This window comes from Micromonospora sp. Mcm103, assembly GCF_024519755.1.
Classification (GTDB): domain Bacteria; phylum Actinomycetota; class Actinomycetes; order Mycobacteriales; family Micromonosporaceae; genus Micromonospora; species Micromonospora aurantiaca.
In genome coordinates, this window is the sequence record NZ_JALJRJ010000008.1 from 1 (window position 1) to 24,340 (window position 24,340).

Here is a 24,340-nt window from a genome sequence, read left to right on the forward strand (position 1 = left end):
GCCGGCGTCACCCGCCACACGGGCGACGCCGGACTCTGCGGGCACCGCGGGCGGCTCAACCGGTTACTTACCGGCGGCCGCACCGTTCTTGAGGGCCGTCTGCCACTGCTCGCCGGCCGACTTGCCCTGCTCCACGGCGCGCAGGCTGTTCTCCACCGCGGTGCGGACCGCGTTGTTCTTCGGGCCGAGGTAGACCGGCTTCAGCTCGGTGGCGCCGGCGGCGAAGATCTTGCCGACCGGGGCCTTGCTGAAGTAGTCGTTGGTCGAGTCGGCCACGGCCGGGTCGGTGAGCGCCTGCGGGTTCGAGGGCAGGTTGCCGACCGCCTTGTACGCGCCGATCTGGCCCTTGGCGCTGGTCAGGAACTTGGCCAGCTCCGCGGCCTCCTTCTGGTGCTTGCTCGACTTCGGCACGCCGAGGAAGGAGCCGCCCCAGTTGCCACCGGCGCCCGGCGCCTTGGCGATGTCCCACTTGCCGGCCGCCGCGTCACCGGCCTGGCCCTTGATGACACCGGTCATCCAGGCGGGGCAGGCGATGGTGGCGAAGGTGCCGTTCTTGAAGCCGGCGTTCCACTCGTTGGAGAACGACTGGAGGTTGTTGGACAGCCCGGCGGCGATCATCTTGGTGGTGAGGTCGTACGCCGTCTTCACGTCCGGGTTCTGGTCGATGACCATCTTGTTGCTCTTGTCGTAGTACGTGTAGCCGGTGCCCTGGCCCGCGACCTGCATCAGCACCACGTTGTAGAAGTTGGTCGCCGAGTCGACGAACTTGTGCTTCTTGTCGGCGGCGGCGAACTTCTGGCCGGTGGCGATGAACTCGTCCCAGGTCGGCCAGAGCGCGCCGACCTGCTCGCGGTCGGTGGGCAGCCCGGCGGCCTTGAACAGGTCGCTGCGGTAGCACAGCGCCATCGAGCCGACGTCGGTGCCGAGGCCCAGCACCTTGCCGTCGGGGGTGGTGCCCTGCTCCCACTTCCACGGCAGGAAGTTGCCCTTGAGGTCGTTCGCGCCGTGGTCGGCGAGGTTCACGAACTTGTCGGCCTGGGCGTAGAACTGGACGATCGTGCCCTCTTCCAGGGCCACCACGTCGCCGGCGCCCGAGCCCGCGGTGATCTGCTGGGTGAGGCGGGTGTTGTAGTCACCGAGGCCGAGGCCCTTGCCCCGCTCCTGGATCTTGACGTTCGTGTGCTCCGCTTCGTACTGCTTGTACAGCTCTTCGTAGCCGAAGCCCTGGTCGCCGAAGACGTCGACGACCAGGGTGATCGGGCCGCCGCCGCTGCCGCTGTCGCCGCTGTCCGAGTCGTCGCCGCAGGCGGCGGTGGTGCCGAGCACGACGACGGACGCGAGCGCGATGGCCGCGAAGCGCCGACGACGGATTGGGACGCTCATCCGAGACCCCTCTTTCGGTGGTGAGGCGATATCTGCTGTGTGGTGGGGGGTGCGTTTCGCGCGGGCCGGAGCGGGCAGGAGGGAGATCCGCACCACTCTCGGGAGCGCTCCCATGAGGTTGCCGGGAGGTGACAGGGGTGTCAATAGACCGTTGGGAGCGTTCCCATTTCGTTACCGCGTCGGCGCGCGGTCGGCGGCGCGGGGCTCAGGTCAGCAGCAGCGGCGCAGCAGGACGGTGGCGCGGTCCGGGTCGAACGCGGCCGGATCGAACGCCGGGCCGGCCCACTCGCGCATGGCCGGGTGCTCCTGATGCTCGGGGTCGGCGAGCGCGGCCAGCAGGACCGCGTACCCGGCCGGACCGCCCACGTCCTCCGGCGGGCAGGCCCGCTCCCCGTCCAGGCACAGCGGGTAGCGCTCGTCCGGGTCGGCGGCGCAGCAGTCCTCCACCACCAGGTCGTGCTCCCACCAGTCACCGAAGTCGTAGGTGTAGCGGAACCGGTCGCCCTTGCCCACGAGCGCGTCCAGCCGGACGTCCAGCTCGTCGCGCAACGACAGTTCGCCGTCCGGGTCGGGCTCGCCGTACTGCCGGCCGTCGACGTCGAACGAGTGCAGGTGGCAGTCGCGCCAGCCCATCGCGTGCTGGATCACCCGGTGCAGCCGGTCCAGCGTGTAGCCGCCGGGCACCAGCACCCGCCGCCACACCGGCGGCCGGACGCCGGCCAGCGACACCATGAGCTGGAAGATCTGACGCGACACGACGTCCCATCCTTCCTGGGCATAGGCTGCCTGCATGATCTGCCGAGCCTGCCGGGAACGGCGGCACGACGACTGTCCTGGCCGGAAGTGGTGCGACTGCCAGCACCGTACCCCCGAACCCACCCCTCCGGTCACCGGTCCGGCCGGCGAATGACCGTCGGAACCCCGATCGAACGGATCTGGCCCGCACCCGTTACCGGTGCGCTCACCGATCCGCAGCTCACCGCGCTCTACGGCCGCGCGGCCCGTCCGCACCTGCGGGTCAACTTCGTCGCCAGCGCCGACGGCGCGGTCACACTGGACGGATACTCGGCCGGGCTGTCCGGCGAGCCGGACAAGCGGGTCTTCGGCCTGCTGCGGATGCTCTGCGACGGCCTCGTGGTGGCCGCCGGCACGCTGCGGCACGAGGGCTACCGGGCGGTCCGGCTGAGCCCGGAACGCCGGGCCTGGCGGCGCGAGCACGGGCTGGCCGAGTACCCGACGCTGGTGGTCGTCTCCGGGTCGCTCGACCTCGACCCGGCGCAGGCCGCCTTCGCCGACGCCCCGGTCCGGCCGATCGTGCTCACCCACGCCGACGCCGAACCGCCGCCCGGGCTGACCGATGTGGCAGACGTGGTCCCCTGCGGCACCGACCCGGCCGAGGACACCGACCGCGTCGACGGCAGCGGCCGGGCGGACGGCGCCGGGCGGACTGGTGGCACCGGGCGGGTCGATCTCGTCGCCGGCCTGGCCGAGCTGCGCCGGCGCGGGCTCGACCAGCTGCTCTGCGAGGGCGGTCCGCACCTGTTCGGCGCGCTCACCGCCGCTGACCTGGTCGACGAGCTGTGTCTCACGGTGGCGCCGCTGCTCGCCGGCGCCGGCCCGGGCCGGATCACCGCCGGGGACACCAGCGTCCCGCGTCACCTGCCGCTGCGGCACGTGCTGGCCGCCGCCGACGGCGTGCTGATGCTGCGCTACGCCCGCGACCCCGCCGAGACCCCGCCCGCCGGCGCCGCCCCCGCCGCCTGACCCACTAGCGGCAGCGGCAGCGGCAGCGGCAGCGGCAGCGGCAGCGGCAGCGGCAGCGGCAGCGGCAGCGGCGAGATCTTGGTACCAAACGGCCCCTATAGGGGCCCTTTCCTACCAAGATCTCGGCGTCGTCCTGACCTGCGGGACACGACTCCCGCTGCTCGGGACGATGCGGACCGGAAGCGGCGAATCCCGTGCGGGCAGACGACGGGTGGGCCGCCATGGGTGTCATCGGCCCGCGGAGGCACCCATGGTGTTCCACCGAGCGGCCGGGCCCGACCGCACGGCGCCGGACACCACCCGGACCGCCCGACGGCACCGCCGAGGTCATCGGTCGGGTCACCCCGGGAACCGGCGGCGGGCGGCAGCGCGGGAAACGGCCGGCGGCGGCACGGGGAACGACCGAGGGACGGCGGCGCGGGGAACGGCGGGCGGTTCGGGGACGCGGGACCGGCCGGGGGCACGGGAACGGCCGGGAAAGCGCGAACAACCAAGGAAACGCACGCTCAGTGGTCGGGCGGATTCGGGGGGCTACCGTTCGGCGCACGGGTGGCGTGGCGTCCGCCGCGTCGCGTGGCAACCTGTCGCATCCCTCGGGCAGGATGCACGACGTGCACCGCCAACGGTACGACCAGCCGACCGGAGACCGCCGATGACCGACGATCAGCTCGACGGGCCCGGCGAGGGTGTCGGCCGGGTGCTCGGCACCGCCGACGCCACCCCGCTCACCTTCTGGACCGCCGTCGCGCCGGGCAGCTACCTGCAACTCGACGACGTGGTGGTGACCCGCCGCGACCTGCCCGACCGTGAGCCGGTGACGATCGCCGGGGTGGTGACCCAGGTGCGCGCCCGGCACGAGGGGGCGCAGTTCGACTCCGACGTCTTCGCCATCGCCGACGGCACGCTGCCGGCGCAGGTGCAGGAGGCGGCCGAGGTGACGACCACGCGGGTCGACCCGGAGTTCTACGTGCCGCCGACGCCGGGCGCGGTGGTGCACCGGGCCGAGGGTGACGCGCGGGCGCGGGCGCTGCACTTCGACCGGATGGAGCGGCGGATCCCGATGGGGATGGGCCGCGACGGCGTGCCGGTCTACCTCAACGCCGACTTCCTCGACGGCACCCGGGGCGCGCACGTGTCGATCTCCGGCATCTCCGGTGTCGCCACCAAGACGAGCTTCGCCACGTTCCTGCTCTACTCGGTGTTCCGCTCCGGTGTGCTGGGCGGCGACGCGGTGAACGCCAAGGCGCTGATCTTCAACGTGAAGGGCGAGGACCTGCTCTTCCTCGACCACCCGAACAGCCGGCTCGACGACCCGACCCGGGCGGCGTACGCGAAGCTGGGCCTGGACGCCGGCGCGTTCCCGGACGTGCGGGTGTACGCCCCGCCGCGCGTCGGCGACTCCTCCGGCACGCCGGATGTGAGCAGCCGGCTCACCGGCGTGGACAGCTTCTACTGGACGCTGTCCGAGTTCTGCGCCGACCGGCTGCTGCCGTACGTGTTCGCCGACGCCGACGACGAGCGCCAGCAGTACACGATGGTGGTGCACTCGGTGGCCGCGCACCTGGCCCGCTACGCCCAGCCCGCCGACGGCGGGGTGAGCATCGACGGGGTGCGGCTCGGCTCGTACGCGGACCTGGTCGACCACGTGGTCGAGCAGCTCAACGACGACGAGACGCGCGGCGAGTGGGCCGGCAGCGCGGTCGGGCTGGGCACCGTGAACGCGTTCGCCCGGCGGCTGATCGGCAGCAAGAAGGACCTGGGCCGGTTGATCCGTGGTGACCTGGCGACCCGTCGCCCGCACTCGATCAACACCGCGGAGAGCGCCCAGGTCACAGTGGTCGACCTGCACAACCTGCCGGATCGCGCGCAGCGGTTCGTGGTCGGTGTGACGCTCAAGAGCGAGTTCGAGCGCAAGGAGAAGGCGGGCACCGCCAAGCCGCTGCTGTTCGTCGTGCTCGACGAGCTGAACAAGTACGCGCCGCGGGAGGGCTCGTCGCCGATCAAGGAGGTGCTGCTCGACATCGCCGAGCGGGGCCGCTCGCTGGGTGTGATCCTGGTCGGCGCGCAGCAGACCGCCAGCGAGGTGGAACGGCGGATCGTCACCAACTCGGCGATCCGGGTGGTGGGCCGGCTCGACCCGGCCGAGGCGTCCCGCCCGGAGTACGGCTTCCTGCCGCCCGCCCAGCGGCAGCGGGCGCTGCTGGCCAAGCCGGGCACGATGTTCGTCAACCAGCCGGACATCCCGGTGCCGCTCTGCCTGGAGTTCCCGTTCCCGGCGTGGGCCACCCGGGTCTCGGAGGCGGGCCGCGCGCCCTCGGAGACGCTACGGTCGATCACGCAGGCCGCCGATCCGTTCGCGGTGGTCGGCTCCGGCTCCTCCGACGACGACATCCCGTTCTAGGCGGCACCCAGATGAAGATCCTGCACACCTCCGACTGGCACGTCGGCAAGGTCCTCAAGGGGCAGTCCCGGGCGGAGGAGCACAAGCAGGTCCTCGCCCAGGTCATCGAGATCGCCCAGCGCGAGCAGCCCGACCTGGTGATCGTCGCCGGTGACCTGTACGACACCGCCGCGCCGACCCCGGAGGCGACCCGCCTGGTCACCCGGGCGCTCACCGCGCTGCGGCGTACCGGCGCCGACGTGGTGGCGATCGGCGGCAACCACGACAACGGCGCGGCGCTGGACGCGCTGCGCCCGTGGGCCGAGGCGGCCGGGATCACGCTGCGCGGCAGCGTCCGGGAGAACCCGGACGAGCACGTCGTCGACGGGGTCACCGCCGGCGGGGAGCGCTGGCGGGTCGCCGCGCTGCCGTTCCTGTCCCAGCGGTACGCGGTGCGCGCGGTGGAGATGTACACGCTCACCCCGGCCGAGGCCAACCAGACGTACGCCGACCACCTGGGCCGGGTGCTGGACCGCCTCGCCGAGGGCTTCACCGAGCCGGACCGCGTGCACCTGGTCACGGCGCACCTCACAGTGGTCGGGGCGAGCACCGGCGGCGGCGAGCGGGACGCGCACACGGTGCTCGGATACGCGGTCCCGGCGACGGTCTTCCCGGGCAACGCGCACTACGTGGCGCTCGGTCACCTGCACCGGTCGCAGCGGGTCATCGGCCCGTGCCCGATCCGCTACAGCGGCAGCCCGCTCGCCGTCGACTTCGGCGAGCAGGAGAACGTCTGCTCGGTGACGATCGTGGAGGTGACAGCCACCACGGCCGCCCGCATCCGCGAGGTGCCGGTGCCGGGCGCGGTGCCGCTGCGCACGGTACGCGGCACGCTCGCGCAGCTCGCCGAGATCGAGGCGCCGGAGGGCTGGCTGCGCGTCTACGTCCGGGAGCAGCCCCGGGCCGGGCTGCGCGAGGAGGTGCAGGAGCTGCTGCCCCGGGCGCTGGAGATCCGGATCGACCCGGAGCTGGTGCCCGCGCCGGGCAGCGGGACCCGGACTGCCCAGCGGGCCGGCCGGTCGCCGGGCGAGTTGTTCGGCGACTACCTGGACAGCCGCGGGCACGCCGACGAGGGTGTCCGGGAACTCTTCGACGAGCTGCTCGAGGAGGTGGAGCACTGATGCGGCCGATGCGGCTGGACATGGCCGGGTTCACGGTGTTCCGCGACGAGACCACTGTCGACTTCACCGACGCGGACTTCTTCGCGCTGGTCGGGCCGACCGGTTCGGGCAAGTCGACGGTGCTCGACGCGATCTGCTTCGCGCTCTACGGCACGGTGCCGCGCTGGGGCGGCGCCCGGGGGCTGGCGAACGCGCTGGCGCCGTCGGCCACCGAGGCGCGGGTCCGGCTGGTCTTCGAGTCCGCCGGGGACCGCTACGTGGCGACCCGGGTGGTCCGCCGGGACGGCCGGGGCACTGTGAAGACGGCGAACGCCGGTCTGCAGCTCATGCCGCCGGGGTTCGACGTCACCAAGCTCGACACCGGGCTCAGCCCGGAGGATCTGGGCGAGGTGGTGGCGGGCACCCCGGCCGAGATGGAGCAGGCGGTGCTGGACGCGGTGGGGCTGCCGTACGAGCAGTTCACCTCCTGCGTGGTGCTGCCGCAGGGCCAGTTCGCCGACTTCCTGCACGCCAAGCCGGCCACCCGCCAGCAGATCCTGGTGAACCTGCTCGGGCTGGGCGTCTACGAGTCGGTGCAGAAGAAGGCGGTCGAGCGGGCCGGGCAGGCCGAGGCGAAGCTGGAAACGGTCGACAAGATGCTCGGCGGGCTCGCCGACGTCGACGACGAGAGTCTGACCGCCGCCCGGGAGCGGGTGGACGCGATGCGGGAACTGGCCGCGGCGGTCGCTGCCGCCGTACCCGAATGGGAGCGGGCCCGTGCGACGGCGGGCGAGCGGGCCGCGGCGCTGGCCGCCCTCGACGCCGAGCTGGGTGTGCTGGCCGGAGTGCGGCCGCCGGACGGCACCGGCGAGCTGGCGCGGGCGGTGGCGCAGGCCCGGGTGGCCGCCGACGAGGCGGCGGCCGCGGTCGGGCTGGCCGAGGAGCGCGAGGAGAAGCTGCGCGGGGAGCTGGCCGCCGCCGGTGACGAGAGCGCGCTGCGGCTGCACCTGAAGGCGTACGCGGACCGGGACCGGCTGACCGCGGAGGCGGCGACGGTCCGCGCGGCGGTGGACGCGGCGCGGACCGAGCACGACGCGGCGGTGGCGGCGCTGGCGGCGGCGTGGGCGGACGCGCAGCGGGCCGAGACGGAGCTGGAGTCGGCGTTCCGCGCGCACGAGGACGCGAAGGCCGCCGACCAGGCGGTCGCGTTGCGGGCGCACCTGGTCGGCGGCGCGCCGTGCCCGGTGTGCGAGCAGACGGTCACCACGGTGCCGGCGGTGCCGAAGGGTTCGGCGGTGAGCCGGGCGATCGAGGCGGGCAAGGCGGCGCGGGCGGCGAGCGAGGCGGCCAAGCGGGTCGTGCAGGAACGCGACACCGCGGCCCGTGACTCCGACCGGGTGCTGCTGCGCGCCCGGACCCAGCACGACCAGCTCGGTGCGCGCCTGGCCGAGCTGGACGAGCAGCTCGCGGACGCGCCGGCGCCGGAGCGGCTGCGCGAGTCGCTGACCGAGCACGCGCGGCTGCGGACCGCGCTGGAGGAGGCGGCCGGCGCGGTGCGGGCCGGCCGGGAGGCGGCCCGGCGGGCGCGGGGCGCACTCGACGCCGCGCAGGAGCGGCTGCGCCGGGCCTGGCGTGAGTTCGACGCGGTACGCGACGGGCTGGCCCGGTTCGGTCCGCCGGCCGCCGACCGCGACGACGTGGCGGCGGCGTGGGCGGCGCTGGCCGGCTGGGCGAGCGAGCAGGCGCAGGCGCGGCGCGCGGACCGCGACGGGCTGGCCGACTCGGTGGAGGCGGCGCAGCGGGCCGCGGCCGAGGTCGCCGACGCGATCGCCGCGTTGTTCACCGCCGCCGGGCTGGACGCGCCGCAGGACGCGCCGCGCGACGTGGCGGTGGCGGTGGAGCGAGCCGAGGCGGAGTTGCGCCGCCTCGACGAGCGCCGCGAGCAGGCCGCCGAGCTGCGGGAACAGCGGGCCGGGCACGAGCACGAGGCGCGGGTGGCGCGGGCGCTCGCCTCGCACCTGCGGGCGAACAACTTCGAGCGCTGGCTGCTCACCGAGGCGCTGGACCTGCTGGTCGACGGCGCGTCGGGGATCCTGCGGGAGCTGTCCGGCGGGCAGTACGACCTGGTGCACGACAAGGGTGAGTTCTTCGTGGTCGACCACCACGACGCCGGGCTGCGGCGCGGGGTGCGGACGCTGTCCGGTGGGGAGACGTTCCAGGCGTCGCTGGCGCTGGCCCTGGCGCTGTCCGAGCAGCTCGCCGGCATGTCCACCACCGCCGCCAGCCTGGAGTCGATCGTCCTGGACGAGGGTTTCGGCACGCTCGACGCGGCGACGCTGGACACGGTCGCGGCGACGCTGGAGAACCTGGCCGCCCGGGGCGACCGGATGGTCGGCGTGGTCACCCACGTGCCGGCGCTGGCCGAGCGCATCCCGGTCCGGTTCGAGGTCCGCAAGGACGCGCGGACGGCCCGCGTGGAACGGACCGGCCTGTGACCGGCGCGTCCCGGCGGAGCGCCGCGTGACCGGGCCGTCGCCGGCGTTCTTCGTCGACGCCTGGGATCCGGCGTACGGCGCGTCGTTCGAGGCGGCCGGTGGCGCCGGTCCGGCCGCGCCGAGCAGCGCCCAGGTCGACGCCGACGTCGAACTGCCGGCCACCGACTGGCGGGCGATCGGCCCCCGCGCGGACGTACGTGCGCCGGATGTGGTGCTGCTCGTCGACGGGGTGCGCCGGATCGACGCCAGCGTCTGGACGGCCGAGGAGGACGGCGGCTCGTTCCCCGGCATCGCCGCCTCGTACGCGGCCGGTGTGGTGCGCTGCGACCTGGACCGGGGCGCCGCCGAGATGGCCGGTGCCCGGGTGGGGCGTGGCCTGTTCACGGCGAGCCCGTCGGCGCAGGACGTGGTCGCCGGGACGGTCCGTTACCCGGTGCACCGGGTCAGCGGCACCGGCGAGCTGAGCAAGCTGCCCGCGGCGGTGCAGGCGCCGCTGACCGCGCTGGAGGTGGCCGTCTCCGACGCGGTACGCACCGACGGCGACCTGCTGGTGGTGGACGGGCCGCTGCGCAGCCGGCGCAACCTGCCGCGCACGCTCGGGTACATCAAGACGCAGCACAGCCAATACCTCGACGGGCGGCTCACCGCCGTGGTGACCGGGCTGGCGCCGGGCGAGCGCTGCCCGGTGTTCCGGCTGGGCACGGCGTGGGGCGGCTGGTCGTGGTATCTGCGGCTGCCGGTACGCGCGGGCGCGCCGTGGGCGGGCATCGTGCGGGTGGAGTGCTCGGCCGACCTGACCGTGCCGGAGGCGATCGCGCTGGCCGACCTGTCGCTGGTGACGCTGCCCCGGTTCGCCTCCACCCCGTACAAGGATCCGCGCGCCCCGCAGAACCTGGTGCCGATCGCCGGGCTGGAACGCCGGCTGCGCGGGATGCTCGGCGATGCGCGGCTGCTGCACCGGGTGCTCACCGCCGCGGCGCGTGGGATGCGGCGCTGATGGGCCGGCGACGCGACTCCGACCGGGTGGTGGCCGACGTCGACACCGGCCGGGCCGAGCTGGTGCCGGACGCCGACCGTGCGGGCTCCTGGACGCTGCTGCTGGACGGCGCGCCGCAGTCGCATGTGGACCTGACCGACCCGTCGCACCTGGAGTTCGAGTACGTCCGGCGGCTCGCCGCCGCGCTGGACCTGGTGGCGCCGGCCGGGACGCCGCTGCGGGTGCTGCACCTGGGTGGCGGCGCGCTCACCCTGCCCCGCTACGTGCAGGTCACCCGGCCCGGTTCGACGCAGCGGGTGTCCGAGGTGGACGGCGCGCTGGTGGAGCTGGTCCGTCGTGAGCTGCCCTGGCCGTCGGATCCGCGCCTGAAGGTCCGGGTGGCCGACGCGCGGGCGACGCTGACGTCGAGCCGGGACGGCGCGTACGACGTGATCGTGGCCGACGTGTTCGCCGGTGCCCGTACCCCCGCGCACCTGACCTCGGTGGAGTACGCCGCCGAGGTGGCCCGGGTACTCGCGCCCGGCGGCAGCTACCTGGCGAACGTGGCCGACGGCCCGCCGCTGCGGCACGCCCGCGCCCAGGTCGCGACGGTGCGAACCGTGCTGCCCCGGGCCTGCCTGGTGGGTGACGCGGCGGTGCTGCGCGGCCGGCGCTACGGCAACCTGGTGCTGGTGGCGTCCCGGGTGGAGCCGCCGGTGCCGGAGCTGACCCGGCGGGCGGCGGGCGACTGGTTCCCCGGCCGGGTGCTCGCCGGTGCCGAGCTGGACCGCTTCACCGGCGGCGCGGCGGTGGTGCACGACGCGGACGCCGTCGACTCCACTCCCCCGCCGCCGGGAATTTTTTCCGTCAAACGTTGATCCGATCGGCTGATCGCTGCGTATCACCGGGCGGCCATGCCCGTGGGGGGCCGGCTGATGTCATTGGACAGCGGAGGTCTGCATGCATGCGGTGGCGGCCGGCTGGCACGGCGAAGTGGCGCGGCCCGAGTGGATGTTCGCCCGGGCACAACCACACTCGCGCGCCTCGCGTTCGGGCCGGGGGGTCGACGCCCGGTCCGCCGATCGCCAGAATGACCCGGTGCCGCCGCGACCCGCTCCCGGACGCCACCAGGCGACCTCCGCCGAGGCCAGCCACTCCGACCAGCTGATCCGCCTGCTGTACGCCGAGCACGCCGGCCCGTTGCTGATGTTCGTGATGCGCCTGACCGGCGGGGACCGGCAGCGCGCCGAGGACATCGTGCAGGAGACGCTGCTGCGGGCGTGGCGCAACGCGCACCGGCTCGGCGTGCAGGGCCAGGGCTCGCTGCGCCCGTGGCTGGTCACGGTGGCCCGGCGGATCGCCATCGACGAGCACCGCAGCGAGCAGGCCCGCCCGCCCGAGACGTACGACCGGGATCTCACCATGTTCGCCGAGTCGGACAGCACCGACCGGGTGCTGCGCACGATGACCGTAGCGGACGCGCTGCGTACGCTGAGCCAGTCGCACCGGGAGATCCTGGTGGCGACGTACTTCCGGGGACGCACCGTGCCGGAGGCGGCCGAGGAGTTGGGGCTTCCGCTGGGTACCGCCAAGTCGCGGGTCTACTACGCGCTGCGCGCGCTGCGCACGGCTCTGCAGGAGAGGGGGGTGACCGAATGAGCCGGGCCGATCACATGGACGTCGCCGCGTACGCGCTCGGCGTGCTGGACGCGCAGGACGCGGAGCGGTTCGAGGAGCATCTGGCCACCTGCTGGGCCTGCGCTGCGGAACTGGAGACGATGGTCCCGGTGGTGGGGCTGCTCTCCGGCATCGACGGCGAGGCGATGGCCGCGCTGGAGCAGACGCACACCGATCCGGCGCTGCTGGACCGGACGCTGGTGGCGGTACGGCGGGACCGGCGTCGTACCCGGGTGCGGCAGTTGCTGGCCACAGCGGCGGCAGTGGTGGTGTTCGGCGGCCTGAGCGGGGTCGCCGCCGGGATGCTCGGCGACGATCCCGCGCCGCCACAGGCGGTGCCGACGCAGGCCGCGCCGAGCGTCGCGCCGAGCGGCGAGCCGGGCAATCCGAACGACCCGGGCGTCGGCGGGGAGAAGCCCATCGAGGGCGACCAGCACAACGCGACCGACCCGGGGACGGGCGTGCAGACCACGATGTGGCTGGCCCGCAAGGAGTACGGCACGCAGATCGCGGTGCAGCTCAGCCGCCTGCCGGGGCCGCGCACGTGCCGGCTGGTGGTGGTCCGCAAGGACGCCACCAGCGAGGTGATCTCCAGTTGGTCGGTGCCGGTCGGCGGCTACGGGACGAACCAGAACCAGCTTCCGCTGGAGCTGAGCGCGTCCACGTGGACCCCGGTGCGAGACATCGAAAAGCTCCAGGTGCAGTCGGTCGACGCGAACGGGGTGGCCAGCACGCTGGTGACGGTGGACGACATCTGATCGAACGCGAAGCGGCGCCGGGTGGCTGGGCCACCCGGCGCCGTCGTGTCGTGCCCGGCCGGCGGACCCCCTCGTGCTGACGCACGCGCGGCGACGCCCATCGGTTCAATCGGTCCACTGTGAAATGTGCCACCCCTGCGGGTTCAACCTTGACAGCGCCGCGCCCGTACTACTCGGCGAACTGCCAAGAACGAGGAGGGCACGTGGCACACCACAAGCGGACGACCGTCATCGTCGCGAGCGCGATGGTCGCACTTACGGCCTGCGCCCCAGCGGGCTACAACGGGGCGAACTCGGGCGCGGCCGAGCCGGTCGCCGTCGCCGCGGCCGAACCCACCGCGGCGGCCGAACCGGAGGCGTCGGCGGCTCCCGAGGAGGAGCCGGTAGCGGACAAGGCGCCCCCGGCCAACGTGAAGATCACCGACGAGCTGGTCGGCAAGAAGTTGCCCCGGATGGGCCGCGTCGTCACCGACCAGGACGGCTGGGTGCTGTACCGGTTCGACAAGGACTCCGACGATCCGCCGCAGTCCAACTGCGTGGACAAGTGCGCCGAGGTCTGGCCGCCGTCGCTCACCGACGGCAACCCGAAGCTGCAGGGCGTCTCCGACGACAAGGTCGGCACCATCACCCGCCAGGACGGCACCCGGCAGCTCACCATCGGCGGCTGGCCGGTCTACCGCTACATCGGCGACAAGAAGCCCGGCCAGTGGAAGGGCCAGGGCGTCGGCGGCACCTGGTTCGTGGTCGACCCGAACGGCAAGAAGAACCTGACCTGCCTGCCGACCGGCACGCCCAAGGCGGTCGCGCCGCCCGCGGCCGGCAGCTCCTCCGGTGGCGGCTCGGACTACTCGTACTGACGCACCAGGACACGGTGACCGGTCGCTGCCGGGGAGGGCGCGGCCGGTCATCGTCGCGAACCCCGGGAGGCGGGCCGCACCGGCATCGGCCCGCCTCCCGGCCAGGCGTGCCCGGCGTCACGGCCGGGCCGCGTGGCAGAGTGGCCTGGTGACCTCGCCCGACGCCCGCCGTACGCTGCGCCCGCCGGCCGGCTACCGCCTGGCCCCGTCGGTGCGGGCGCTCACGTTCAGCCCGTACGACCCGTGCGCGCGGATCGCCGCCGGCACGTTCTGGTGGGCCACCCGCACCCCGGACGGCCCGGCCACGCTGGCGCTGCGCCCGGAGGCCGGCGAACTGACCGCCGAGGGGTACGGCCCGGGCGCCGGCTGGGTGGTCGAGCGGGCCGACCGGATCGCCGGGCTGTGCGACGACCTGACCGGGTTCGCGGCGCTCGCCGGCGCGCATCCGCTGGTGGCCCGCCTCGCGCACACGCACCACGGGCTGCGGATGCCCGCCACCGGCCAGATCTTCCCCCGGCTGCTGCGGGCCGTCTTCGAGCAGAAGGTCACCGGCAAGGAGGCGTACCGGGCGTACGCCGCCACCGTGCGGCACTTCCGCGAGCCCGCCCCCGGCCCGCTGCAACCCCTGCTGCTGCCGCCGGAGCCGGCCGCGGTGGCGGCCACGCCGTACTGGGTGTTCCACCCGTTCGGGGTCGAGCAGCGGCGCGCCGACACGCTGCGCCGCGCGGCGGCCGTCGCGGACCGGCTGGAACGCTGCGCCGACTCGGCCGAGGCCACCCGGCGGCTCACCGCGATCCCCGGTATCGGGCCGTGGACCGCCGCCGAGGTGGTGCGCATCGCGTACGGCGACCCGGACGCGGTCAGCGTCGGCGACTACCACGTGCCGAACACCGTCGCCTGGGCGCTGGCCGGCGAGCCGCGTGGCGACGACGCCCGGATGCTGGCGCTGCTGGAGCCGTTCCGGGGCCACCGCGGCCGGGTGTGCGTGCTGCTGGAGGCGGCGGGCGTGCAGGCGCCGAAGTACGGTCCGCGCGCCCCGATCCGCTCCTTCGCCCGCTACTGACCGCTCAGCGCCGCCGGCACAGCCGCCGCAGCGTGCGCCCCAGCCACCAGGCGTACGCCCGCTGGAAACCGAGCACGACCGGCCCGCCGGCCCGCACGTACCAGTGCGCCGGGCGGCTGAACGCGGTCACCTCGAACCAGACGCCGTCGGCGCCCCGGGTCACCAGGAACGCCTCCTCACCGACCTCCGGGTGCCCGGGCAGCGTGCCGTAGCCGAACCCGGCCCGATCCGGCTCGTCCACCGTCCACACCACCTCGGTCGGCCCCCACAGCCGCACCGGGCCGACACCGACCCCCGGCGTGACCCGTACCCCGGGGGCGGCGCGCGGCGCGTCCGCGCGCATCACCACGCCTGCGGCGCGGTGCAGCCGCCAGCCCAGCACCGCGTCCGCCGCCAGCGGGAAACCGCCGTCCGGCAGCCGGACCCGGTGGCGCAGGTGGTGGTAACCGGCCGGCAGGCCGCCGTCGCGGGTCGCGCCCACCTCCGGGTACGTCAGCTCCGGCACGCCTGTCACCTCCACGCTCATGGGAACACCCCCGCCAGCGTACGGCCGCCCGGGAGCGCTGTGGTGAGCTGAGCCGGTGACCGACGTGACCATCGCCCCCGCCGGCCTCGCCGACGCCGGGGAGATCCTCACCGTGCAGCGTGCCGCGTACCTGGTGGAGGCGCAGCGCTACCGCGACGTGTTCCTGCCGCCGTTGACCGAGACGCTGGACGAGGTGCGGGCGGCGCTGACCGGGCCGGACGTGGTGCTCGCCGCCCGGCGCGGCACCCGCCTGGTCGGCTCGGTACGCGCCCGCCTCGACGGCGACACCGCACACGTGGGCCGCCTCTCGGTCGCGCCCGACCAGCAGGGCCGGGGCGTCGGCGGGCGGCTGCTGGACGCCGTCGAGCACGCCTGCGCCGGCCGGGTGACCCGGTTCGCGCTGTTCACCGGCGCGGACAGCGCGGCGAACCTGTCCCTGTACGCGGGCCGCGGCTACCGGGTGGTGGCACACCGGCCGGATGAGAACGGCAACCGCCTCGCCGTGCTGGAGAAGACGGTCAGTTCCGCTCACAGCGGCGCTTGAGCCCGTCCGCCTCCTGCCGCAGATAGCGGCGCATCATCGACCCGCCGAGCAGTCCGATCAGCCAGGCCAGCGGCCCGGTCTGCACCAGGACCAGCTCGGCCCGGGTGCGCCCGTCGTCGAGCGGCACCAGCCGGTGCTCACCACGGGTACGCACGCCGGGGCTCGCCGACTCCCACGCGAACGAGTACGGGGGATAGATCTCCACGACCCGCCAGACCGCCGGGCGCAGCCGGGGCTGCTCCAGCCGGGCTGTCGAACCGAGGAGCAGCGGACCGGGCTCCAGCCGGCGGGCGGCGGTGACCGACGGTGTCCACTCCGGCCAGCGCTCGACGTCGCTCTGCACTTCCCAGACCCGCTCGACGTCGGCGGCGATCTCGACGGACTCGGTGAACCGCATCGGCGTTCCTCCCCCGTGGACGGTCCCCCCAGGCTATGCCCGCGCTCCGCTCCCGCGCCGCCCCACTCGCCGCCCCTCGCCCCGCTCGCCCGCTCGCCCGCTCGCCCGCTCGCCCGCTCGCCTCGATCTTGGAGTTGTGGCGCCCAGGATGTCCGTTCGGCGGGATTTGTGAGGTGCCACAACTCCAAGATCGGCGGTTCGCCGGGCCGGCCGGAGGGTCAGGCGGCTTCGTGGAGGTCGGCCAGGGTGACCGGGGCGTAGCGCTTCAGCAGGCGCTCCAGCTCGGTGACCGAGCCGACCTCGCCGAGGACGTTCACGCCGCCGCCGTGCTCCGGCGGATAGCGGTGCGCCAGCCGGTAGCGGTAGCGGCCACGGATCAACTCGACGCTGACCCGCCAGCGCCCGCAGCATTCGCAAATCCACTCCGGCACGCCGCGACGGTAGCTCTGACCTGCGGTTTCACCATTCGGGCGGTGGTGACGAACGCGGCCGGTGCGGGACACGCCGCCCGGCCACCGGCGGTGATCTGCGCCACCACTGTCGGTGGGGTCTGGTTGACTGGTCGCCGTGGACCTGCCGATCAACCCTCCGGTCGAGCCGATGCTCGCCAAGAGCGTGGCCCAGTTGCCGACCGATGCCGGCCTGACCTACGAGCCGAAGTGGGACGGCTTCCGCTGCATCGTGTTCCGCGACGGCGACGAGGTCGAGCTGGCCAGCCGGGGCGGCAAGTCGATGACGCGCTACTTCCCCGAGGTGGTCGAGCAGGCCCGCCGGCAGCTCCCGGCCCGCTGCGCGGTCGACGGCGAGCTGATCGTGATCCGGCGGGACGGCCCGGGCGGGCAGCCGCGGCTCGACTTCGAGCTGCTGGCCCAGCGCATCCATCCGGCCGCCTCCCGGGTGAAGCTGCTGGCCGAGACCACGCCGGCCGACTTCGTCGCGTTCGACCTGCTGGCGATCGACGACGAGCTGCTCATCGACCAGCCCTATCCGCAGCGGCGGGAGCGGCTGGAGCAGGCGTTGTCCAAGGTGCGCCCGCCGGTGCACGTGACCCAGGTGACCACCGACCCGGAGACGGCCCGCCGCTGGTTCGACGTGTTCGAGGGCGCCGGGCTGGACGGGCTGATCGTCAAGCCGGCCGACCTGCCGTACGAGCCGGGCAAGCGGCTCATGTCCAAGGTCAAGCACGCGCGCACGATGGACGCGGTGGTGGCCGGTTTCCGCTGGCACAAGTCCGGTCCGGTGGTCGGCTCGCTGCTGCTCGGCCTCTACGACGACGACGGCGTGCTGCACCACATCGGCGTCAGCTCCTCGTTCACCATGGCCCGCCGCAAGGAGCTGCTCGACGAGCTGGAGCCCTACCGCGACGTCGGCGGCGAGCACCCGTGGGTGCACGGCGACCACGAGCGGGGTCAGCGCATCCCGGGCGGGGTCAGCCGGTGGACCGGCGGCAAGAACCTGGAGTGGGAGCCGCTGCGCCCGGCGCTGGTGGTCGAGGTGGCGTACGACGCGATGGAGGGCGACCGGCTGCGGCACACCGCCCGGTTCGTGCGCTGGCGTCCCGACCGTGATCCCCGCTCCTGCGACTACGGCCAGCTCGACCGCCCGATCCGTTACGACGTCGACGAGGTGCTGCGCGGCGATCCGGCGGCGACGGTCGGTGACACCCGCGGCCGGGCGTAGCCTGACGGTCGACACGATCATGGAGGGCGCCCACGTGACCCGCTTCCCCGACCGGACCCGCCGGTTCCGGCCCGTCCTGGCCGCGTTCGTCGCGGCGGTGGTACTCACCGCCGGCTGCACGCTGCCGGCGTTCGCCCCGCGCGCCGAGAGCGAGGGCGAGGCCGCCCCGCCGGGTACCGCACCGGAGTGGCGGGCCTGCCCGGAGGTGCCCGACGAGCTGGTCGGCCGGGGCGCGGCGGACATGCGCTACGACTGCGCCCGGATCGCGGTGCCGCGCAACTGGGGCACCGGGGCCACCACCGGCGCGACCGCCGGGCCGGGCGCCGGTGAGACGTTCGAGATCGCGCTGATCCGGGCCCGCTCGACCAAGCAGCGCGACCGGATCGGCTCCCTGGTGATCAACCCGGGCGGTCCCGGCGCGTCCGGCGTCGACACCGCCGTCTACCTGTCCTTCGGCCCGGCGTTCGGCGGCCTGCCGACGGCGATCACGGACCGGTTCGACATCGTCGGCTTCGACCCGCGCGGGGTGGCCCGGTCCAGCCCGGTCAAGTGCATCTCCGACGCCGACCTGGACGCCAGCTTCGGCTACGACCCCGACCCGGAGAGCCAGTCGTCGTTCGACGGATTCGTCGGTCTCAACCGGCGCATCGGCGAGCGGTGCGGCGCGAAGTACGGCGACCAGCTCCCGCTCTACGGCACCGAGCAGGCCGCGCGGGACATGGACGCGGTCCGCGCGGCGGTCGGTGACGACAAGCTGACCTATCTCGGCTACTCGTACGGCACGCTGCTCGGCGCGACCTACGCGCAGCTCTACCCGCAGCGCGTGCGCGCCCTGGTGCTCGACGGCGCGGTCGACCCGCAGCAGAAGCTGATCGCCGGGTCGGAGAGCCAGGCGAAGGGCTTCGAGCGGGCGTTCGACAACTTCGCCGACTGGTGCGCGGCGAACGCCGGCCGCTGCCCGATCGCTCCGGACGCCCGGGGCGCGGTCACCGACGCGATCGCCAAGGCGAAGGTCTCCCCGGTCCGCGCGCAGGACGGCCGCAAGGCCACCGCGGGCTGGGTCTTCTACGCGGTGATCTCCTCGCTCTACACCGAGCAGGGCTGGCAGGAGCTGGCCCGGTCGATCGACGACCTGCAGGGCGGCGACCCGGACGGCGTGTTCAAGCTGGCCGACTCGTACGCGGGCCGCGAGCCGGACGGGCACTACTCCAACCTGTTCGACGCCAACCTGGCGGTCAACTGCGCCGACGAGACCGAGAAGCCGTCCCGCGAGCAGGTCCGCTCGTTGCAGTCGCAGTGGCGGCAGAAGTACCCGCTGTTCGGTCCCGCCCTGGCGGTGGGGATGCTGGGCTGCGTGGAGTGGCCCGGTGAGCGGGATCCGTACCCGACCGGCCGGGCGAACGGCGCGCCGCCGATCCTGGTCGTAGGCACCACTGGTGACCCGGCCACGCCGTACGAGCAGACACCGGCGCTCGCGTCGATGCTCGGCGTGGGACGAGTGCTCACCTGGGAGGGCGAGGGGCACACCGCCTACCCGCAGACGTCGTGCGTGACCTCGGCGGTCGACGCGTACCTGATCTCGCTGACCGTCCCCCGGGAGGGGCTGCGCTGCCCCGCCCGGTGACGGTCCGGCCGGCGGCCGGGAGCCGGACGCCGGCCGGTCGAACGCCGGCGGTCAGCCGGCGGCCGGGGGCGTCCAGCCCTCCGCGATGTGCCCGATTCGGACGCGCTGGGGGTGGTCGCCGACCGGGACGCTCGCGACCTTCTGCCCGGTCGCGAAGTTGATCGCGGTGACCTGATCCGCGCCGGATTCGGAGATCACGCAGTCCCGGCCGTCCCCGCTGACGGTGGCCCAGTACGGCTTGCTCGCCGGCACCAGCGGCCCCTCCCGCAGCGTGGCCCGGTCCAGCACCGTGGCGTAGTCGTCCATGGTGCCGGCGACGCAGATCCGGGTGCCGTCGGGGCTCATCGACAGGCCGTGGTGGCGGGAGTCGTTGACCCAGGTGGTGCGGTCCTCGCTGGTGGCCGGGTTCTTCGGCAGCGTGGCGACGCGGGTGACCCGGTCGGTGGCCACGTCGTACTCGACCAGGCCGTTGAAGAAGGACACCTGGAAGTAGAGCCGGCTGCCGTCGGGGGTGAACACGGCGGGACGGACCGCGTCGGAGAGGTCCCGGCGGCCGGCGGCGTCCAGCCGGTCCCGCATGTCGATCACCTTGACCACCTGGTACGTGCCGGTGTCGGCGACGGTGATCCGGCGGTCGCCCTTGGTCCAGTCGAGCCACGGCGCGTCCAGGTCGGTGTTTACCTCGCCGATGGACATGTTCCACAGCCGGGTGCCGCCGTCGGTGTAGATGTTCTCGTGCGGCTTGTCGCCGGCGCCGAAAGAGCCGAGTTGCGCGCCGGTGCGGATGTCCAGCACGTGCACCGTGTTGGAGGTGGAGGCGGAGACCGCGACCCGGGTGCCGTCCGGCGAGACGGCCATGTGGTCGGCGCGGTAGCCGGAGACCGGGAACCGCCAGCGCAGCGCGCCGGTCGCCAGGTCGATCGAGACGACGTCGGCGAAGCTGGGCCGGGACACCACGAGCGCGGTGCCGTCCGGCGTGGTGTACATGTCGTCGATGAGCTGGTCGTGGCCCTCCCCCGGGCCCTGCCGGATGCCGAGGAAGAACGCCAGCTTGATCGGGTTGAGGTAGATCTCGCGCAGCCGCGCGGCGCGGTCCGGGATCACGTTGATCCGGCCGAGCCTGGCGTAGTCGCCGCGGGACCGGATCACGTCGGCGGTGCCGTCCCAGTTGTTGCCGACGAACATCACCTCCTGGAGCGCCGCCGCCGCGGCGGCGGCCGGCGCGGGCGCGGTCACCAGCGGCGCCGGCGCGACCAGGGCGAGCGCGGCCAGCACGGCCAGGCCGGCACGGCGGCGGGTACGGGACGGGTGCTGTGGCACGGGTGTCATGGACGCCTCCTGGCAGCCGGTACGACATCGACGTTTCTCAGTGGCGCGAGCGGTGTTACCTTGCGGTAACAACCAGGAGAGCAACCGGCCGCCCGCCCGGGCTAGGGACCCGACGCCAACGCCCGCGCGGCCCGGTTGTGCCGCGTCGACAACCGGAGGGCGGCGGACGCCGATGACCCGGATCGGACAGGCCCCGACGTTCGGCGCGCTGCTGCGCGACCTGTCCGCCGATCCGGCCGCCGTCGACGAGGTGGCGCGGGCGGCCCGCGCGGACTCCCCCGAGGTGGCCCGGCTGCCGGCCGACGAGGTACGCCGCCAGGTCGTGCTGCTGCTGACCAGCGGCCTGGGCGCGCTGGAACGCCGTGAGGACCCGGCCGGACGCGACTTCGCCGAGGCCCGCCGGCTGGGCGCGGACCGGGCCGCGCAGGGCGTCTCCGTCGCCGGGCTGCTGCGCGGGGTGCAGGCCGGGCGGGACCGCGCGGTGGAGCTGGTGGTCCGGCACGGCCGCGCCGCCGGCATCCCCGACGAGGTGCTGCTGGAGGGGCTGCTCACCATCGGCCGGTACGCCGCGGCGGTGGAGCGGGCGGTGGTCGACGGGCACCGCGGCGCTGAGCGGGAGCTGGCCCGTACCGGCGCGGCGGCTCGGGCGCACCTGCTGCGGCGACTGCTGCGCGACGGCCCCGCGGGCCTGTCCCCGACCGAGCTGACCCGGTTCGGGCTGCGGCCGGACGGGCGCTACCACTGCCTGGTGGCCGCGCCACCGGACCCGGTTCGGGCGTACGCGCTGCACCGGCAGCTCACCGCGCGGGGCGGCCTGCTCGGCACGGTCGGGGACCGGCTGGCCGGGCTGCTGCCGCGACCGCCCGACGCCGTACCGGCCGACCTGCTGACGCTGGTGGCGCCCGCGCAGCCGCTGGCGCGGGCCCCGGCCATGTACGCGCTCTGCCTGGCGGCCCTCGCCACGGCGGCGAACCGGCGGCTGCGCGGGCTGCATCAGGTCACCGACCTGGCCGGGGAGACCGCGCTCGCCGCCCAGCCGCTGCTGGCCGAACTGCTGCGCGGCACGCTGCTCGGCGCGCTCGACCCGGCCGACGAGTTCCACCGGGAGCTGGCGGGCACCGCGCTCGCCTGGCTGCACCACGGCCAGCGGCTGGACCAGACGGCCGCCGAGCTGCACGTCCACCCGAACACGGTGCGCTACCGGCTGCGGCGGCTGCGGGAGCTGACCGGCGGGCCACCGGTCGAGGAGGGGGCGCGGTGCACGGTGCCGGAGACCGTGCACTGGTGGTGGGCGCTGCGGAGCTGGCTGGACGACCGCTGACCACTGACGGCGCAACCAGGCGACGCGACCCGGACGGCGCATTCGGGCGACGCATTCGGGCGACGCAACCGGGCGGCACGACCGGGCGACGCGACGGGACGCCGCCCGGGCCGCACCGGCGCGCGGCGCTGTGCCAGGCTGGCCCGGTGACCGAGGTGATCTTCCGGGAGGCGGTTCGCGCCGACCTGCCCGCCGTGCTCGCGCTGCTCGCCGACGACGTGCTGGGCCGCACCCGCGACCTGCCCGAGGTGGACGAGGCGTACGAGCGGGCCTTCGCCGACCTGGACGCGGACCCGCGCAACCATCTGATCGTGGCCGACGACGGCGGGGAGCTGGTGGGCTGTTTCCAGCTCACGTACATCCCGGGGCTGGGCCGGCACGGCGCCGAACGCTGCCTGATCGAGTCCGTGCGGGTCCGTTCCGACCGGCGCGGCCGAGGGCTGGGCCGGACGATGATGCGCTGGGCGATCGACCGGGCCCGGGAGCACGGCTGCGCGCTGGTGCAGCTCACCACCGACAAGCAGCGCGCCGACGCGCACCGGTTCTACCGCGACCTGGGCTTCGTGGCCAGCCACGAGGGCATGAAGCTGGCGCTCTGACCCGGCACCGGGCCGCCGCCCGAAGGCGCGCGGCCCGGCACCCGGATCAGTCCTCCGACACCAGCCGGCCGTCGCGCAGTGTGACCGTACGGTCGGCCAGCTCGATCAGCGCCGGGTCGTGCGTGGCGACCAGCGCTGTCATGCCCCGGGCGTGCACCACAGCGCGCAGCAGGTCCATGATCGACCGGCCGGTCTCGGAGTCGAGCTGACCGGTCGGCTCGTCGGCGATGAGCAGGTCCGGCTCGTTCGCCAGCGCCCGGGCCACCGCCACCCGCTGCTGCTGGCCGCCGGACAGCTCGTACGGGCGCTGCGCCGCGTGCCCACCCAGCCCGACGAGTTCCAGCAGCACCGCCACCCGCTGCTCCCGCTCGGCCGCCGGCACCTTCGCCAGCCGCAGCGGCACCCCGACGTTCTCCGCCGCGGACAAGATCGGCACCAGGCCGAACGTCTGGAACACGAACCCGATGGTGCCCCGGCGCAGCGACAGCAGCTCCCGCTCACCCGCGGCGGTGACGTCGTGCCCGGCCACCCGGATCCGCCCGGCGTCCGGCCGGTCCAGGCCGCCGACCAGGTTCAGCAGCGTGGTCTTGCCGGCGCCGGAGCGGCCCCGGACGGCGACCAGCTCGCCGCGTCCCGCAGTGAACGAGACGTCCCGTACGGCGTGCACGGCGTGCTCCCCCTTGCCGAAGGTGCGGCTCACCCCCTCGACCCGGACCACGTCGTCGACGGCCGTCCCCGGCTCCGCCGGCAGCACCACTGTCTGGTCGGTCATCACTCACTCTCCTCGGCGTGCGTCCGGTCGCCGGGGCGCACCTCGACGTGGTCGGGTTCCAGGTTGAGCCGGACCCGGTCGCGCAGGGACAGCGCCTCCACGAACTGCGCCGGCAGTTGCATCCGGCCGGTGCGGTCGAGCACCGCGTACTCCTCGCTGACCATCTCGGTGCCGCCGTCGGCGGTGACGCGTGCGGTCCGGCGTACCTCGGAGGCGGTCCGGCCGTCGCGGATCGCGACGGTACGGCGGACCTGGCCGGCCACGGCGTGGTCGTGGGTGACCACCACGATGGTGACCCCCAGTTCGGCGTTGATGGTGCGCAGCGCGGCGAAGACCTCGGCGCCGGTGGCCTCGTCCAGCTCACCGGTCGGCTCGTCGGCGAAGAGGATCTCCGGGTCGTTGGCGACCGCCACGGCGACCGCGCAGCGTTGCTGCTCGCCGCCGCTCATCTGGCCCGGCCGGCGGTCCGCGCAGTAGCCGACGCCCACCATGTCCAGCAGCTCGCGGGCCCGTTCCCGCCGCTTGCGTCCCCCGCCGGCCCGTCCGGCCAGCTTCATCGGCAGTTCCACGTTCTCCAGCGCGGTCAGGTACGGCAGCAGGTTGCGGCCGGTCTGCTGCCAGATGAACCCGACCACGTCCCGCCGGTACGCCAGCCGCCGCTTGTTCGACAGCGACAGCAGGTCGTAGTCGGCGACCCGGGCGATGCCGGCGGTCGGGGTGTCCAGCCCGGACAGGATGTTCAGCAGCGTCGACTTGCCGGAGCCGGACGCGCCGACGATCGCGACCAGCTCGCCCCGGTCGATGACCAGGTCGAGGCCCTGGAGCGCGACGACCTCGACGCCTTCGGTCTTGAAGATGCGCACCAGGCCGTCGCAGACGATGTGCCCGCGCAGCCGGTCGCGCCCACCGGCCCGTTCGGCGGCCCGCTGGGCGGCGCGCTGTTGCAGCGACGCCAGGTCCGGTACGGCCGACGACGGTTCGTCACGCGGCGTGAGACGCGCCGGGCCCGGGTGGCCGGAAGCGGTCGCGGTCATG

23 protein-coding genes are annotated in these 24,340 nt (G+C 74.3%); 15 read left to right on the plus strand and 8 right to left on the minus strand.

Features of this window, described 5'->3' with window-relative positions; genetic code table 11:
* Positions 1-63 precede the first annotated feature (63 nt).
* Together OC439_RS12155 and OC439_RS12160 are read right to left on the minus strand one after the other, a co-directional pair.
* Positions 64-1,383: an ABC transporter substrate-binding protein gene (locus OC439_RS12155; protein WP_120570966.1), complete on the minus strand. Its 1,320-nt coding sequence runs from the start codon at positions 1,381-1,383 to the stop codon at positions 64-66.
* Between the two features lie 210 nt (positions 1,384-1,593).
* On the minus strand, positions 1,594-2,139 hold the full coding sequence (locus tag OC439_RS12160; RefSeq protein ID WP_262013489.1) for a plasmid pRiA4b ORF-3 family protein: 546 nt from the start codon (positions 2,137-2,139) through the stop codon (positions 1,594-1,596).
* Between the two features lie 150 nt (positions 2,140-2,289).
* Between OC439_RS12160 and OC439_RS12165 the strand changes: the two genes are divergently transcribed.
* The 10 genes from OC439_RS12165 to OC439_RS12210 all read left to right on the plus strand — a co-directional run bounded on the left by OC439_RS12165 (position 2,290) and on the right by OC439_RS12210 (position 14,513).
* Positions 2,290-3,147: a pyrimidine reductase family protein gene (locus OC439_RS12165; RefSeq protein WP_262013490.1), complete on the plus strand. Its 858-nt coding sequence runs from the start codon at positions 2,290-2,292 to the stop codon at positions 3,145-3,147.
* 652 nt (positions 3,148-3,799) lie between these two features.
* Positions 3,800-5,548, plus strand: a complete 1,749-nt coding sequence (locus OC439_RS12170; RefSeq protein WP_043325613.1) for an ATP-binding protein — start codon at positions 3,800-3,802, stop codon at positions 5,546-5,548.
* A gap of 11 nt (positions 5,549-5,559) precedes the next feature.
* Positions 5,560-6,708 (plus strand): exonuclease SbcCD subunit D, encoded by a 1,149-nt coding sequence (locus tag OC439_RS12175; protein ID WP_262013491.1) that lies wholly within the window; start codon positions 5,560-5,562, stop codon positions 6,706-6,708.
* Positions 6,708-9,182: an AAA family ATPase gene (locus tag OC439_RS12180; protein WP_262013492.1), complete on the plus strand. Its 2,475-nt coding sequence runs from the start codon at positions 6,708-6,710 to the stop codon at positions 9,180-9,182. The genes OC439_RS12175 and OC439_RS12180 overlap by 1 nt, the downstream gene beginning before the upstream one ends.
* Positions 9,183-9,207: 25 nt before the next feature.
* Entirely contained in the window at positions 9,208-10,179 is a 972-nt protein-coding gene (locus tag OC439_RS12185) for a hypothetical protein (RefSeq protein ID WP_047893134.1), read from the plus strand.
* Entirely contained in the window at positions 10,179-11,036 is an 858-nt protein-coding gene (locus OC439_RS12190; protein ID WP_194803268.1) for a spermidine synthase, read from the plus strand. Before OC439_RS12185 ends, OC439_RS12190 begins: the two co-directional genes overlap by 1 nt.
* 82 nt (positions 11,037-11,118) lie before the next feature.
* On the plus strand, positions 11,119-11,817 hold the full coding sequence (locus tag OC439_RS12195) for a sigma-70 family RNA polymerase sigma factor (RefSeq protein ID WP_047893132.1): 699 nt from the start codon (positions 11,119-11,121) through the stop codon (positions 11,815-11,817).
* Positions 11,814-12,593, plus strand: coding sequence for an anti-sigma factor family protein (locus OC439_RS12200; RefSeq protein ID WP_262013493.1), 780 nt, complete (start codon positions 11,814-11,816; stop codon positions 12,591-12,593). Before OC439_RS12195 ends, OC439_RS12200 begins: the two co-directional genes overlap by 4 nt.
* Before the next feature lie 203 nt (positions 12,594-12,796).
* On the plus strand, positions 12,797-13,450 hold the full coding sequence (locus OC439_RS12205; protein ID WP_047893130.1) for a lipoprotein: 654 nt from the start codon (positions 12,797-12,799) through the stop codon (positions 13,448-13,450).
* A 148-nt stretch (positions 13,451-13,598) separates the two neighbouring features.
* Complete coding sequence (locus OC439_RS12210; protein WP_262013494.1) at positions 13,599-14,513, plus strand: DNA-3-methyladenine glycosylase family protein; 915 nt, start codon at positions 13,599-13,601, stop codon at positions 14,511-14,513.
* A gap of 4 nt (positions 14,514-14,517) precedes the next feature.
* Here the strand turns inward: OC439_RS12210 and OC439_RS12215 are convergent, their stop codons facing one another.
* Positions 14,518-15,039 carry a DUF1990 family protein gene (locus OC439_RS12215; protein WP_262013495.1) on the minus strand — a complete coding sequence of 174 codons (522 nt, stop codon included), beginning with the start codon at positions 15,037-15,039 and terminating at the stop codon, positions 14,518-14,520.
* Between the two features lie 55 nt (positions 15,040-15,094).
* Between OC439_RS12215 and OC439_RS12220 the strand changes: the two genes are divergently transcribed.
* Positions 15,095-15,583 carry a GNAT family N-acetyltransferase gene (locus OC439_RS12220; protein WP_262013496.1) on the plus strand — a complete coding sequence of 163 codons (489 nt, stop codon included), beginning with the start codon at positions 15,095-15,097 and terminating at the stop codon, positions 15,581-15,583.
* Here OC439_RS12220 and OC439_RS12225 read toward each other — a convergent pair.
* Positions 15,558-15,980: an SRPBCC family protein gene (locus OC439_RS12225; RefSeq protein ID WP_262013497.1), complete on the minus strand. Its 423-nt coding sequence runs from the start codon at positions 15,978-15,980 to the stop codon at positions 15,558-15,560. The two genes, OC439_RS12220 and OC439_RS12225, sit on opposite strands and share 26 nt — an antisense overlap.
* 218 nt (positions 15,981-16,198) lie before the next feature.
* Positions 16,199-16,411, minus strand: coding sequence for a hypothetical protein (locus tag OC439_RS12230; RefSeq protein ID WP_262013498.1), 213 nt, complete (start codon positions 16,409-16,411; stop codon positions 16,199-16,201).
* A gap of 136 nt (positions 16,412-16,547) precedes the next feature.
* On the opposite strand from OC439_RS12230, the gene OC439_RS12235 reads away from it, so the two are divergent.
* Together OC439_RS12235 and OC439_RS12240 are read left to right on the plus strand one after the other, a co-directional pair.
* The gene (locus tag OC439_RS12235) at positions 16,548-17,660 is read left to right on the plus strand and encodes an ATP-dependent DNA ligase (protein WP_262013499.1); all 1,113 of its coding nucleotides are present in this window, start codon (positions 16,548-16,550) and stop codon (positions 17,658-17,660) included.
* 19 nt (positions 17,661-17,679) lie between these two features.
* On the plus strand, positions 17,680-19,284 hold the full coding sequence (locus OC439_RS12240; RefSeq protein WP_262013500.1) for an alpha/beta hydrolase: 1,605 nt from the start codon (positions 17,680-17,682) through the stop codon (positions 19,282-19,284).
* Between the two features lie 51 nt (positions 19,285-19,335).
* Here the strand turns inward: OC439_RS12240 and OC439_RS12245 are convergent, their stop codons facing one another.
* A complete protein-coding gene (locus OC439_RS12245) occupies positions 19,336-20,613 on the minus strand; it encodes a YncE family protein (RefSeq protein WP_262013501.1) in 1,278 nt (425 codons plus the stop codon).
* A 172-nt stretch (positions 20,614-20,785) separates the two neighbouring features.
* Between OC439_RS12245 and OC439_RS12250 the strand changes: the two genes are divergently transcribed.
* Positions 20,786-21,934, plus strand: a complete 1,149-nt coding sequence (locus OC439_RS12250; RefSeq protein WP_262013502.1) for a helix-turn-helix domain-containing protein — start codon at positions 20,786-20,788, stop codon at positions 21,932-21,934.
* Positions 21,935-22,080: 146 nt separating this feature from the next.
* Positions 22,081-22,533: a GNAT family N-acetyltransferase gene (locus tag OC439_RS12255; protein ID WP_013284835.1), complete on the plus strand. Its 453-nt coding sequence runs from the start codon at positions 22,081-22,083 to the stop codon at positions 22,531-22,533.
* Between the two features lie 46 nt (positions 22,534-22,579).
* Here the strand turns inward: OC439_RS12255 and OC439_RS12260 are convergent, their stop codons facing one another.
* Together OC439_RS12260 and OC439_RS12265 are read right to left on the minus strand one after the other, a co-directional pair.
* On the minus strand, positions 22,580-23,305 hold the full coding sequence (locus OC439_RS12260) for an ABC transporter ATP-binding protein (protein WP_262013503.1): 726 nt from the start codon (positions 23,303-23,305) through the stop codon (positions 22,580-22,582).
* Positions 23,305-24,339 (minus strand): ABC transporter ATP-binding protein, encoded by a 1,035-nt coding sequence (locus tag OC439_RS12265; protein WP_047893122.1) that lies wholly within the window; start codon positions 24,337-24,339, stop codon positions 23,305-23,307. The genes OC439_RS12260 and OC439_RS12265 overlap by 1 nt, the downstream gene beginning before the upstream one ends.
* Position 24,340 lies beyond the last annotated feature (1 nt).